The following is a 12,651-nucleotide window of genomic DNA, read 5'->3' as shown; positions in this document are numbered from 1 at the left end:
TCACCAGCCCGGGAGGACCATGGTGGCCCAGACGAGGAGGGGTCCGACGAGCACCACGATGATGCTGTAGCCGAGGATCTGCTTGTAGTAGCGCTCCTCGGTGATGCTCTCGGGTCGGTTGGCCAGCATCAGCGCGCCGTTGGTGGAGAACGGGCTGACGTCGACGATCGTCGAGGAGATCGCCAGCGCGGCCACGAACATCGCGGCCGAGATGCCACCCTCGGCGATCAGGGGCACCGCGATCGGGATGATGATCGGCAGCAGCGCCGTCGAGGAGGCGAACGCGGAGACCACGCCGCCGACGTAACAGAGCACGAGCGCTCCGATGGCGGCCACACCCAGGCCCGCTGCCCAGCCACCCACGAACTCCGGCGATCCGGCGGTGTTCAGGATCGTGGCGTACGTCGAGACGCCGGCGACCAGCAGCACGGTCGGCCATGCGATCTGGCGGATGGCGTCCTTGTGCTGGCTCGGCGAGAGGGCCGCCAGCACGGTCGCCGCGGTGATCGAGGCGAAGCCGATGTTCTTGTCGAAGAACAGCGCGACGGCGGCGACGATCACGAAGGCGGCCAGCGTCAGGACCTGCTCGGTACGGATGCCGGGCTTGGTGCCGGTCGGGGCCACGGTGCCGTAGCCGCGAGCGGGGACGGTCGCACCGCCCTCGTTCAGGTCACCGGGTACGCCGGCGGCGGCGCTGGCCGCCTCGTCGGGGTCTAGCCGCATGCTCATCAGCGCACGACCACCGAGGGCGAAGAACAGGATCGTCGCCATGATCAGGTTGACGACCAGGCTGGTGAGGAAGACCGTCATCTCGCTGGCGGGCAGACCGTTGTCGACCATCACCGAGTTGGTGATCGTGCCGTAGATGCTGATCGGCGAGAAGCCGCCGCCCTGGGCGCCGTGCACGACGAACATGCCCATCATCAGGGCGTTGATCTTGTAGCGCGCGGCGAATCCGAGCGCCACCGGACCGATGATCGCGCAGGCCGCCGGGCTGGCGGCACCCATGGCGGTCAGCAGCGCGGTCACCGCGAACATCACCCATGGGATCAGGGCGACCCGACCGCCCACCGCGCGCACGGCGCTGCTCACGATCAGGTCGACGGTGCCGTTGTTGCGCGCGATCGCGAACAGATAGGTGACACCTATCAGCGTCAGGATCAGATCGGCGCTGACACCGGCCAAGATCTCCTTCTCGTCCAGATCCAGCGCGAACATGCCGACCAGCCACGCCGCGACGTAGGCCAGAGCTCCCATGTTGATCGGCAGCAGCGTGCCTGCCACGAACAAGGCGACCAACGCGATGATCGCCACCCATTCCGGTCCCATCGGACATCCCTTCTCATATGGCCCCCGCTGGCACCGTGGATGTGACCCGGATCACAGACGGCTCAGTGGCCTAGCCAATAGGACAATCGGCCGAACGTCAATACCCTGTAGCCATGAGTGAGTCGTCACGGTTTCCGCGCCCGCTGCAGCGAACCCGCCTCTACGAGCAGGTCGCCGAGCAGATCACGGCCTGGATCGCCGAGAACGACCTCAAGGCCGGCGACCGGCTGCCCCCGGAACGCAAGCTCGCCACCAGCCTCGGAGTCAGCCGGGCGACGCTCAGCCAGGCGCTGGTCGCCCTGGAGGTGATCGGGGTGGTCGCGGTGCGTCACGGCGACGGCACCGTGCTGACCGACACACCCAAGGTCGAGCGGATCACCGATGCGATCCGTGCGCACGCCGAGCGGATCCCCGACGTCATCGAGGCTCGCGACGCGCTGGAGACCAAGATCGCGGCGCTGGCCGCCGCCCGGCGTACGCAGGAGGACCTGGATCGGATCGACGAAGCCCTGCAGGCGATGACGACGGACATCGACAGCGGCGGCCGCGGAGTCAAGGGCGACGAGCTCTTCCACCGCGCGGTCACCGACGCGGCCCACTCCCCCCTCCTCGCCCAGATGATGTCGGAGATCAGCGAGCTGATCCGGGAGACCCGCATCGAGTCGCTCTCGCAGCCGGAGCGCCCGAAGACATCGCTCGCAGGCCATCAGCGCATCGCCGACGCGATCGCCCGCGGTGACGGGGCCGCCGCTGCTGCAGCCATGCACGGTCACGTCATGCTGGTCAGCGACGTCGCGCTGCTCCGCGAAGGATGAGCGAGCGCAAGCGAGCGACAGTGAACCTCAGGCTGCCGCTTCCGTACGCTCTGCTCTCCTCGACGGAGGCGGGAGCATGAGCTGGGCCGATCAGCTCGCGGTGCTCGCCGCGGGCCTGGGTGCGGGAGTGCTCACCTCCACGGTCGGGGTCGCGTCGCTGCTCAGCTTCCCCGTGCTGGTCGCGGTCGGCCTTCCGCCGGTCGTGGCGAACACCTCCAACACGGTCGGGATGACGCCGGCAGGGTTGAGCGGCTCCTTCGGCTACCGACGCGAGCTGGCCGAGCATCCGGCGGTGACGATCGCGGTGCTGCTCACCGCGGCCGGCGGCAGCATCGTCGGCTCGTTGTTGCTGCTGCGGCTGCCAGGATCCGTCTTCGAGGCGGTGATCCCCTGGCTGATCCTGGGCACCTGTGTGCTGGTGGGGGTGCAGCCTCGGCTCAGCAGGCTCCTGCGTCAGCACGCCACCGACGACGAGCCCCGCGTGCGGATGTCGGGGCTGACCGGGGTGTTCGCGACCCTGACCGGTGTCTACGGCGGCTACTTCGGCGCCGGGTCCGGGGTGATGATGATGGCCGTGCTCGGCCTCGGCACCGATCTGGAGTTCCGGACGATCAACGCCCTCAAGACCTTTGCCGTGATGGCGTCCAACGTAGTCGCGACCGTGATCTTCCTGGCCATCGCAGACCTCGACTGGCGCGCCGTGGGCCTGCTGGCCGGAGGATCGGTCGTCGGTGGCTACGTCGGGGCGCGCATCGGCCGCCTGCTACCGGCCACGGTGCTGCGTACGCTGATCGTGGTCGTCGGCATCAGCGCGGCGATCCTCATGCTCGTGCGCTGACCTCAGAACGGCGGCCTTCCGGTTCCGGCGACCCGGAACCGGCCCCAGGGATCGAGGTCGGAGAGCCGGCCCTCGGCGGCGCCGTGATCGGTGCGTACCGTGACGGTCTGCCCGTTGCGCACGCCCGCGAGGGTCGTGCCGATCCGGCCGTACCAGTGGAAGTGGCCGTCGATCGGCTGGAAGACGCCGCGCAGCGCGACGTCGGACTCCCAGACACCGGCCTCGGACTCGAGGCGGGCGGGGCCGTCGTAGAGGTGCTGGGGCTCGTGCTCGCTCATCGGGGACCCTCTCGCAGCGGGGTGACGATCTCGGGACGGTCGAGGGCGCTCAGGTCGACGCCGTACGCGGCCGTGGTGCCCTCCAGCGCGTGCCAGACGAACTCGCTGAGATAGCGGGTGAACGCAGCGCGCGACATGGTGCGCCGGTCGAGCCACCACTGCCCCGCGGACTCGCCGATCCCGACCAGGCCGTGGGCCCAGGGCTCAGCGCCGGCGGCGTCGACGCCGAGGCGGCCGAAGGTGTCTCCGAGCAGGCGAGCGAAGGTCGCCGCGATGAGCTGCTTGCCGTCGGCGAGCGGATCGGCACCGCCGCTGTGCTGGCGCACCAGGAGCAGGTAGACGTTGGGGTGCTGGGAGATGGTCTCGACGTACGCCGCGACACCGGACTCGACCCGCTCGCGTGTCGGCGCGGGCGTCAGCACGGCATCGACGATCGCGTCGAGGATCTGCTGCGCGGCCCACATCCCGACCGCGCCGTGCAGCTCGGCCTTGTCGGCGAAGTAGCGGTAGAGCACCGGCTTGCTGACCGCGGCCTCGGCGGCGATGTCGGCGATCGAGACCTCGGCGCCGCCGGAGTCGACGGCGCGTACGGCCGCCTCGACGAGCTCTGCCCGCCTCGTCTCACGGTGCGCGTCCCAGCGGGAGGAGCGACCGTCGTCCTTGACCTTCCGTGTCATGTCCTGCACTCTAACAACTATCCGTAACTCGCGGTAACACTTAGCTCAGCTTGGGAGAATCATGGCCATCACCGACGCGACCTCAGACCGGCTCCTGCGCTCGACCGCGCGCCAGTCGTACGACCCGGAGGTCGACCTCGACTGGGACGCTGCGCCGGTCGACGGACTGTGGTGGATGCAGCCCGAGCGCGTCTCCCTCTACGGCACTCCCCTGTGGCGCAGGCTCAGCCAGGAGCAGCAGATCGAGCTCTCCCGGCACGAGGTCGCCAGCATGATGAGCGTCGGAGTGTGGTTCGAGGTGCTGCTGATGCAGCTGCTGCTCCGCGAGGTCTACGGGGCCGACCCGCGCACCGCGCGGACGCAGTACGCGCTCACCGAGATCGGCGACGAGACCCGTCACTCGGTGATGTTCGGCCGGGCGATCGCGGCGATGGGCGCACCCGCGTACGGCCCGCGGCCGCCGGTGCTGCGCATCGGCAGGTTCGCTCCGGTGCTGCGCGGGGCCAGCGTCTTCTCCGCGACCCTCGTCGGCGAGGAGCCGCTCGACCGGTGGCAGCGAGAGCTGATGAAAGACGAGCGCTGTCAGCCGCTGACCCGGATGGCCTCCCGCATCCACGTCACCGAGGAGGCCCGCCACGTCACCTTCGCCCGGGAGGAGCTCGCTGTCGCGATGTCGCAGAAGATGGGCCGTACGCAGCTCCGGCTGCACCAGAACCTCACCGCCCGCTCGGCCTATGTGATGGCCCGCTCGCTGGTGCACCCCGACTGCTACGCGGCCGTCGGCCTCGACCCGACCGAAGCCCGTCACCAGGCGCTCGGCAACGAGCACTACCGCGAGAGCCTGGCCTGGATGGGCGAGAAGATGATGCCCTACCTCACCGAGCACGGCATGGTCTCGGAGAAGGACCGCAAGATCTGGCGGGCGTCTTTCCTGGTGCGTCGGAGCTGACTGGTACGGATTTTCGTTCGCCCGCCCGCCCGCACATGCACCATGCACCGACAAGACCCCGCAGGCGCGGAACGAAAGTTCGTTAGGCGCCCAGACGGAGAGCGGCGTCGACCTCGCGAAGCTTCGCCGACGACAGGGCGCCGGCTCGCTCGATCAGGTCGTCGCGGTCCACGGTGGTCAGCCACGTGCACGGGATCGAGCCCGGCCGCGGAAGTGCGACGCGGAGCACACCGTCGAAGGGCAGTCCCTCCCCTGGCGCCACCGCCACCTCCACGGCCAGACCGGTGAGGTCGACACCCGCGGGGGCGACGATCTGCATTGCCTGGAACCCGGACGCGTCGTCTCCCGACAGCACGACGACCGCCCGCCGCTCGTCGAACTCGACCCACCAGACGTCGCCACGTCGCACATGGGCACGTGGCGGCTGACGCCCGGTCACCGGAAGGCCGACTCCCCCGTGAGCGCCTGGCCGATGATGAGCTGGTGGACCTCGCTGGTGCCCTCGTAGGTCAGCACCGACTCGAGGTTGTTGGCGTGACGCATGATCGGGTATTCGAGGGTGACACCGGCGGCGGCGAGGATGGTGCGACACTCGCGGGCGATGGCGATCGCCTCGCGCACGTTGTTGAGCTTGCCGAGCGAGATCTGCTCCGAGCGCAGCGTGCCTTCGTCCTTGAGGCGGCCGAGGTGCAGCGCCAGCAACATGGACTTTCCGAGCTCGAGGCTCATGTCGGCGAGCTTGGTCTGGGTGATCTGGTAGCCGGCGAGGGGCTTGTCGTAGATCTCGCGGGAGGCGGCGTACGCGATCGCCGACTCGAGGCAGTCGCGGGCAGCGCCGACGGAGCCGAAGACGATGCCGAAACGCGCCTCGTTGAGGCACGACAGCGGGCCCTTCAAGCCTTTGACCTCGGGAAACGCGGCAGATTCCGGCAGCCTGACCGAGTCGAGCACGATCTCACCGGTGACCGAGGCCCGCAGCGAGAGCTTCTGCTTGATCACCGGCGCGGAGAACCCAGGGGTGTCGGTGGGCACGACGAAGCCGCGGATCCCCTTGCCGTTGTCGCCCTCGTCGGTCTGGGCCCAGACGACCGCGACGTCGGCGACCGGCGCGTTGGTGATCCACATCTTGGTGCCGTTGAGGATCCAGTCGCCGGAGCCGTCGCGCTGCGCCCGCGTGCGCATCCCGGCAGGATTGGAGCCGAAGTCGGGCTCGGTCAGCCCGAAGCAGCCGATCGCCTCGCCGGCCGCCATCGAGGGCAGCCACTGCTGCTTCTGCTCCTCGCTCCCCCACTTCCAGATGGCATACATCGCCAGCGAGCCCTGCACCGAGACCAGCGACCGGATCCCTGAGTCGGCGGCCTCGAGCTCCATGCAGGCCAGGCCGTACGCCGTGGCGCTGGTGCCCGCGCAGCCGTAGCCGTCCAGGTGCATCCCGAGCACACCGAGCTTGCCGAGCTCGGGGGCGAGCTCACGTACGGGCACCTCCCCGGCGTCGAACCAGTCGGCGAGGTGGGGCTTGATCTCCTTCTCCGCGAACGACCGCACGGTGTCGCGGATCGCGCGGTCCTCGGCGCCGATGAGGGCCTCGGTGCCGAAGAGCTCGAGGGGGGTCTGTGGCATGGGAAGTCTCCTTAGAGGAACGCCGAGACGCCGGTCTCGGCGCGGCCGATGAGCAGCTTCTGGATCTGGCTGGTGCCTTCGTACAACGTCATCACTCGCGCGTCACGCATCAGCTTCTGCACGGGATACTCATCGACATAGCCATATCCGCCGAAGGCCTGGATCGCCAAGTTGGCCGCCTTGACCGCGGCCTCGGAGGCGAACAGCTTCGCCTTGGAGGCCGCGGTTCCGTACGCCTCCCCCGACTCCAGCAGCGACGCCGCTCGCCAGGTCAGCAGCCGAGCGGCGTCGGCGTCGACGGAGATCTCCGCGATCATGTCCTGCACCATCTGGAAGCTCGCCAGCGGCTTGCCGAACTGGGTGCGCTCGGTGGAGTAGCCCACGACCGCCTCCAGGCAGGCCTGGACGATGCCGACGCAGCCGGCCGCGACCGAGATGCGGCCCTTGTCGAGCGACTCCATGGCGTAGGTGAAGCCTCTGCCCTCCTCGCCCACGAGAGCCGAGGCGGGCACGCGAACATCCTCGAGGCTCAGCGAGGCGGTCGCCTGGCCGCGCAGGCCGAGCTTGCCCTTGATCTCCGTGCGCTCGAAGCCGGGAGCATCCGAGGGGACGAGGAAGGCCGAGACGCCGCGCGGGCCGTCCTCGCCGGTGCGCGCGAACAGGAGGCAGACGTCGGCCCAGGTGCCATTGGTGATGAAGATCTTGGAGCCGTTGATCACCCAGTCGCCGCCGTCGCGTACGGCCCGGGTCTTGAGGTTGCCGGCGTCGGAGCCGGTGTCGGGCTCGGTCAGCCCGAAGCAGCCCAGCTTGGTGCCGCTGGTGATCCCCGGGAGCCACTCCTGCTTCTGCTCCTCGGAGCCGTGGGCGAGGATGATCTTGCCGCACAGCCCCATCGAGACGGTGACGATCCCGCGCACCGCCGAGTCGGCCCGGCCGAGCTCTTCCAGGGCGAGGCAGTAGGTGATGTAGTCGCCGCCCAGACCGCCGTAGGCCTCGGGGACGGTGAGTCCGAAGAAGCCGAGCTCGCCCATCTTCGCGATGATCGCGGTGTCGACGGACTCGCGGCGGTCCCACTCGGCGCGGTGAGGCACGACCTCCTTGTCGAGGAACTCGCGAGCCAGCTTCTGGAAGGCGACCTGCTCGTCGGTGAGAGAAAGATCGATCATGGGTCCTCTTGGTTCGTCGGGGGCGCCGCTGATTGTGTCACCCGCCACGTCCCGACAAGAGGAATCGTTCGACTTTGAACCATTCGACGCGGCGCTCCGTAGTAGGAGCAGAGGCGGCATCGGGTCGCCTCGCAGGCGAGAGGGTTCGACGTGCGTACACGGACGAAAGCAGCAATCGGGGTCGGTGCGGCAGTGGTGGTGCTCGGCGGCGTCGCCGTGATCTTCGGGCCGGGCTGGTACGCCGACCGGGCCGAGGAGGCTGCGGCCGACGAGCCCAGCCTCAGCGCCTCGGCTGCGCCGTCGGACACGACCGCCGCCGCGGGCACCTGGAGCGTCTCGGACGGATCCTTCGCGGGCTACCGGGTCGACGAGGTCCTGCGCGGCGAGGACGTCACCGTCACCGGCCGCACCGAGGACGTGACCGGCGAGGTGAGCATCGGCGAGGGCGAGGTCACCGAGGCGAAGATCGAAGTGAAGGTCGCGACGATCGCCACCGACTCCGACAACCGGGACGGCTACTTCCGCGAGAACGCGATCGAGGCCGAGCAGTTCCCCACCGCCACCTTCGAGCTGACCGAACCCGCCGCCCTCGCCGAGGGCGCCAGCAAGGTGGACCTGACCGGTGACCTCACCGTGCACGGCACGACCAAGAAGGTGACCGTCGCCGCGGAGGTCGGCGCCGACGGAGAAGACGGCATGCAGGTCGTCGGCAGCGTGCCGATCACCTTCGCCGACTTCGGCGTCGAGCCGCCCAACCTCGGGTTCGTCAGCGTCGAGGACAGCGGTAGCGTCGAGTTCTCGCTCGCACTCACCCCCGCGTGATCCGGGCTCGTCGACGCAGGGAGGTGACATGGGCGCCGAGGACGACCTCCTGGTAGCCGTGCACGACGCGCACGCCGACGCCCTCTACCGCTACGTGGCGCGTCGCACCGGCGACGGCGAGGAGGCGCGCGACGTGGTGCAGGAGACGCTGCTGCGGGCGTGGCGCCATCCGGAGGTGCTGCAGCGGTCCGACGACGGCGTACGCGCCTGGCTGTTCACCACGGCCCGCAACCTCGTGATCGACGACCTGCGCAGCGCCCGGCGCAGACGTGAGTACGCCGCGGAGTCCCCGCCCGAGCAGAGCCGGGCCGACGAGACCCAGGCGGTGCTCGACTCCTGGGTCGTCGCCGACGCACTGATGTCGCTCTCCCCCGACCACCGCGCGATGGTGGTCGGGGCCTACTACGGCGGCCGCTCGGTCACCGAGCTCGCCCACGAGCACGGTGTGCCGATCGGCACCGCGAAGTCTCGGCTGCACTACGGCCTGCGAGCCCTGCGCCTCGCGCTGCAAGAGAAGGGGGTCACCTCATGAGCGGGATGAACGACGATCTGGACGCCACCGCCCACGAGACGTTTGCCGACTGGGACGCGTCCTACGTGCTCGGTGCGCTGAGCCCGAGCGACCGGCGGGCCTATGAGCGCCACCTGAGCAGCTGTGGCATCTGCCGCGATGCCACGGCCGAGCTCGCCGGTATGCCCGGGCTGCTCGGCGTGCTCTCCCGCGAGGAGGCCCACGAGCTCGTCGAGGACGACCGCACCGCGGTCCCGGCGTCGTCTCTGGCGAGCCTCGCCGGTGTCGTACGCAGGTCGCGACGGAATCGCCGGGCGCTCGCCACGGCGGCCGCGGTCGTGCTTCTCGCCGGCGGCACGGCGCTCGGCGGCACGCTGCTGGATCGCGACGGCGCTCGGGAGCCAGCAGCCGGTCCGTCGGCGTCGACACCGGTCTCCCCCAACGGCCCGGCCGGAGCGAACGCCCGCACGCTCGACCTCCAGCCGGTCGGCAGCGTCGATCTGTGGGCGCAGCTCGTCGTCACCCCGACGAGCTGGGGCACCAGCCTGCGGTGGAGCTGTCACTATCCGCCCAAGCCCGGGCAGAGCGCCCCGCCGCAGACCGACTCACCACCTGAGCCGGTGACGTACGACCTGGTGCTGGTCGACCGCGACGGCGGTCGCACGATCGCGGGGTCGTGGACCTGGTCCGGCGGGGAGACGCTCGGGCTGGACGCCTCCTCCGCCGTGCCGATCAACGATGTCGAGCGGATCGAGATCACCCTCGACGGCGAGGAGACGGCGATCGCTGCTGCCTCGTTGACCTGAGCCCTGCCCGCCGGGCGCCGACGAGTTCGCGCGATAGGCCACCGGGCATACAGATCGTGGCCGCGCGACAGACGCGGCCACGGGCGCCCGAGCGTGAGGCTGGGCACATGTCCACCACACAGACGCTGCGCCGCACATCGACACCTACCCTCGAAGGTCGCTCCCGCGGTGCCCTGGCCGTTGCCTGCGCCGTCACCGCCGTCCTGGCGCTCATCGCCTCGGTGAGAGGCGAGTCGTTGCCGTATACCGCCGGCTTCGCGCCTCCGTGGGTGGCCATCGTTGCCTGTTCGCTCGGCCTGGCCGCGGTGGCGCTGCCGCCCAGGCACGCCGCCTCGGCGCCGATCTCCTGCACCGGCGTGACCCTGCTCAGCTGGTCGGCTGCCGGGCTGGTCTTCGACGCGTTCAGGGCTGCAGCGCTCCTCGGTGTCCCTGGGTTGCCGCCCCAGGTGGACTGGCTCGGGCTCTGCGTCCGGGCGGCGGCGCTCACGACAGGGGTCCTGCTGGCGGCAACGACCCTGCGAGGGGTCGACCGGCTACGCCGTCCCACGCGCGCCTGGGCCGTCTCCGCCTGGCTGTTCGCCGCGCCCTACCCGCTGCTCAAGGTCTACTGGTGGGCCGGCGGCGACCTGGCCGGGGAGGCCATCGGGCACACAGACTCCTTTCCCTACGGCGAGGTCATCGCCTTCGCCCTGGCCGCGGTGTGGGCCACCGTCCTCGATGCGCCGGTCTCGGCACCGCTTGCTCGTAAGATCCTCGTCGCCGGCGGCTGGTTCAGCGCAGCCGCGCTGCTCAACCTCGGGGCCCTCGCCGCATTCGGGACTCTCGCCGACGTCCTCGGGGTCGTCGATGGCCCGATCTCCTTCGACGACGGCCGGTGGATCGTGACTCCGGTGTACGCCTCGTGGCTGGCGCTGGGCATCGTCCTGGGACGCCTCAGCCTGGCCGGGCCGCTGACTGGCCACCGACGCTAGCCTGTCCCCATGCCGCTCATGGTGAGGAGCCTCGACCGTACGGCTCTGTTGCTCGGCATTCCGGTCCTCGCCCTGTCGGTGTTCATCGCCGCCGTCTCGTTGCCTGCCCGGGCGGCCCTCGTGGTGTGCGCTGCGTCGCTCGGAGCGCACCTGGCGCTTGCGCTCAGGCTGTCCCGGCCGCGTCTCGGCTTCGCCGTGGTGGCTGCCTGCACGGGCGTACTGGCCCTGACCAGCGGCCTGTTCATCGTCGTCCCGTCCGTGCTGACGTTCCCCGTCGCGCTGCACACAGCGGTGGCCCGCGGTAGCCGGCTGGACGGGATAGCCGCAGCGGGGACAGGAATCCTCGGCGCGGCCATCGGCACCTGGCGGTTCGTCACCGACGCGAGCGTCCGTGCGGAGGGACTCGAGCCGCACGCAGGCTTCGTACTGGTGACGCTGCTCGCCGTCGTCGCAGCAGCCTGGGCGCTGGGGCAGCGGGCCCGTGGCGACATCGCCCGGGCGAAGGCCGACCAGCTGCGGGCGGAGGAGCGGGTCGCCGCGGCGGCCCGGGACGAGCGGACCAGGATTGCGATCGAGATGCACGACGTGATTGCTCACTCGCTGGCCGTCATCGTGAGCCAGGCACGAGGCGCCCAGTACGCCGACCGCTCCGACCCACAGGTGCCGGTTGACGCTCTGACGACGATCGAGAAGACGGGCCGCGAGGCGCTCAGCGAGATGCGCGGCATCTTCGGCCTGCTGCGCGATCACCAGGACGGCGAGCTGGCGCCCGCGCCGGCCCTCGAGGATCTGCCGGACCTGGTCGCCCGATTCCCCTCCGCTCGTCTGAGCGTCGTCGGGACTCCGCAGCCGTTGTCGCCGTCGCGCGAGCTGGCGGTCTACCGCGCCGCCCAGGAGTCGCTCACCAACGTCGTCAAGCACGCAGGGCCGGAGGTGGACGCCGCCGTCACCCTCACCTGGTCGGCCGCACGGCTCGTTCTCCAGGTGACGGACCACGGGGGTCGGGCAGCAGCCGGCGGCGGCGCGGCCGGCCTCGGGCTCGCCGGGATGCGTTATCGGGTGGAGGCGCTCGGCGGGACGGCGACCGCCGGACCACAGCGGACAGGAGGCTTTGCCGTGACTGTGTCACTGCCGACCGAGGAGGAGGCCCGGTGACCATCAGGGTCTTCATCGTCGATGACCAAGAGCTGGTGCGTGCGGGCTGCGAGATGGTGATCGCCGCCCAGCCGGACATGGAGGTCGTGGGCTCCGCCGGTGACGGCGCGGCTGCCTTGGAGCGACTGGCCGTCACCCGTGCGGACGTCGTGCTCATGGACATCCGCATGCCATTGGTCGACGGTGTCGAAGCGACCCGGCGGCTGCGCGCGCGTGGAGCCCTGCCCCGAGTGCTTGTCCTCACCACGTTCGACCTCGACGAGTACGTCATCGCCGCTCTCGCGGCCGGCGCCAGCGGCTTCTTGGTCAAGGACGCTCCCGCCGGCGAGCTGCTCGGTGCGGTCCGAGCGGTGGCCGGCGGGGACGCCGCACTCTCGCCGTCGAGCACCCGGCGGCTCATCGAGCACGTCGCGAACGACCTGCTCCCACCTGCCGGTGACGGCCTCCCGCTCGGACCCGGTCAGGGTCCGGTCGACCGCTTGACCCCTCGTGAACGTGATGTGTTCTGGGCACTCGTCCGAGGCCGCTCGAACGGCGAGATCGCCGCCGAGCTGCACCTGGCCCAGGGCACCGTCAAGCTTCACGTCGGCAGGATCCTGACCAAGCTGGACCTGGCGGATCGCGTACAGGTCGTGATCTTCGCCTACGAGAACCGCCTCGTCCGCGCGGGGCGACCAATTGCAGGAGAGACCGACCAGCCGACCTGAGTCCGGC

General features: G+C 70.2%; 15 protein-coding genes. 9 read left to right on the top strand and 6 right to left on the bottom strand.

What is annotated here, in order from left to right:
- The gene (locus tag FB381_RS12205; RefSeq protein WP_141780539.1) at positions 1-1,329 is read right to left on the bottom strand and encodes an SLC13 family permease; all 1,329 of its coding nucleotides are present in this window, start codon (positions 1,327-1,329) and stop codon (positions 1-3) included.
- Between the two features lie 113 nt (positions 1,330-1,442).
- On the opposite strand from FB381_RS12205, the gene FB381_RS12200 reads away from it, so the two are divergent.
- Both FB381_RS12200 and FB381_RS12195 read left to right on the top strand, forming a co-directional pair.
- Positions 1,443-2,144, top strand: a complete 702-nt coding sequence (locus FB381_RS12200; protein WP_141780538.1) for a FadR/GntR family transcriptional regulator — start codon at positions 1,443-1,445, stop codon at positions 2,142-2,144.
- 76 nt (positions 2,145-2,220) lie between these two features.
- The gene (locus tag FB381_RS12195) at positions 2,221-2,982 is read left to right on the top strand and encodes a sulfite exporter TauE/SafE family protein (RefSeq protein ID WP_141780537.1); all 762 of its coding nucleotides are present in this window, start codon (positions 2,221-2,223) and stop codon (positions 2,980-2,982) included.
- Positions 2,983-2,984: 2 nt separating this feature from the next.
- Here the strand turns inward: FB381_RS12195 and FB381_RS12190 are convergent, their stop codons facing one another.
- Both FB381_RS12190 and FB381_RS12185 read right to left on the bottom strand, forming a co-directional pair.
- Positions 2,985-3,260 carry a DUF4873 domain-containing protein gene (locus FB381_RS12190; RefSeq protein WP_141780536.1) on the bottom strand — a complete coding sequence of 92 codons (276 nt, stop codon included), beginning with the start codon at positions 3,258-3,260 and terminating at the stop codon, positions 2,985-2,987.
- On the bottom strand, positions 3,257-3,937 hold the full coding sequence (locus FB381_RS12185; protein ID WP_141780535.1) for a TetR/AcrR family transcriptional regulator: 681 nt from the start codon (positions 3,935-3,937) through the stop codon (positions 3,257-3,259). Before FB381_RS12185 ends, FB381_RS12190 begins: the two co-directional genes overlap by 4 nt.
- Before the next feature lie 61 nt (positions 3,938-3,998).
- On the opposite strand from FB381_RS12185, the gene FB381_RS12180 reads away from it, so the two are divergent.
- On the top strand, positions 3,999-4,886 hold the full coding sequence (locus tag FB381_RS12180; protein WP_141780534.1) for an AurF N-oxygenase family protein: 888 nt from the start codon (positions 3,999-4,001) through the stop codon (positions 4,884-4,886).
- 82 nt (positions 4,887-4,968) lie between these two features.
- Here FB381_RS12180 and FB381_RS12175 read toward each other — a convergent pair whose 3' ends face one another.
- Genes FB381_RS12175 through FB381_RS12165 form a run of 3 tightly spaced genes read right to left on the bottom strand, consistent with a single transcriptional unit; the run spans position 4,969 to position 7,672 of the window.
- Positions 4,969-5,325, bottom strand: coding sequence for a type II toxin-antitoxin system PemK/MazF family toxin (locus FB381_RS12175; RefSeq protein ID WP_246088079.1), 357 nt, complete (start codon positions 5,323-5,325; stop codon positions 4,969-4,971).
- Positions 5,322-6,506, bottom strand: a complete 1,185-nt coding sequence (locus FB381_RS12170) for an acyl-CoA dehydrogenase family protein (protein WP_141780533.1) — start codon at positions 6,504-6,506, stop codon at positions 5,322-5,324. The genes FB381_RS12175 and FB381_RS12170 overlap by 4 nt, the downstream gene beginning before the upstream one ends.
- An 11-nt stretch (positions 6,507-6,517) precedes the next feature.
- The gene (locus FB381_RS12165) at positions 6,518-7,672 is read right to left on the bottom strand and encodes an acyl-CoA dehydrogenase family protein (RefSeq protein WP_170225141.1); all 1,155 of its coding nucleotides are present in this window, start codon (positions 7,670-7,672) and stop codon (positions 6,518-6,520) included.
- Positions 7,673-7,822: 150 nt separating this feature from the next.
- Between FB381_RS12165 and FB381_RS12160 the strand changes: the two genes are divergently transcribed.
- The 6 genes from FB381_RS12160 (at position 7,823) to FB381_RS12135 (ending at position 12,644) form a co-directional block, all read left to right on the top strand.
- Positions 7,823-8,494, top strand: coding sequence for a YceI family protein (locus tag FB381_RS12160; protein WP_141780532.1), 672 nt, complete (start codon positions 7,823-7,825; stop codon positions 8,492-8,494).
- Positions 8,495-8,522: 28 nt separating this feature from the next.
- Complete coding sequence (locus FB381_RS12155; RefSeq protein WP_141780531.1) at positions 8,523-9,026, top strand: sigma-70 family RNA polymerase sigma factor; 504 nt, start codon at positions 8,523-8,525, stop codon at positions 9,024-9,026.
- The gene (locus tag FB381_RS12150) at positions 9,023-9,811 is read left to right on the top strand and encodes a zf-HC2 domain-containing protein (RefSeq protein ID WP_141780530.1); all 789 of its coding nucleotides are present in this window, start codon (positions 9,023-9,025) and stop codon (positions 9,809-9,811) included. Before FB381_RS12155 ends, FB381_RS12150 begins: the two co-directional genes overlap by 4 nt.
- 107 nt (positions 9,812-9,918) lie before the next feature.
- A complete protein-coding gene (locus FB381_RS12145) occupies positions 9,919-10,782 on the top strand; it encodes a hypothetical protein (RefSeq protein ID WP_141780529.1) in 864 nt (287 codons plus the stop codon).
- Between the two features lie 9 nt (positions 10,783-10,791).
- The gene (locus FB381_RS12140; protein WP_141780528.1) at positions 10,792-11,937 is read left to right on the top strand and encodes a sensor histidine kinase; all 1,146 of its coding nucleotides are present in this window, start codon (positions 10,792-10,794) and stop codon (positions 11,935-11,937) included.
- Complete coding sequence (locus FB381_RS12135; RefSeq protein ID WP_141780527.1) at positions 11,934-12,644, top strand: response regulator transcription factor; 711 nt, start codon at positions 11,934-11,936, stop codon at positions 12,642-12,644. Before FB381_RS12140 ends, FB381_RS12135 begins: the two co-directional genes overlap by 4 nt.
- Positions 12,645-12,651 lie beyond the last annotated feature (7 nt).

Source organism: Nocardioides albertanoniae (genome assembly GCF_006716315.1).
GTDB lineage: Bacteria > Actinomycetota > Actinomycetes > Propionibacteriales > Nocardioidaceae > Nocardioides > Nocardioides albertanoniae.
Note: the sequence above shows the minus strand (reverse complement) of the source record. Positions and strands in the feature narration are given on the sequence as shown.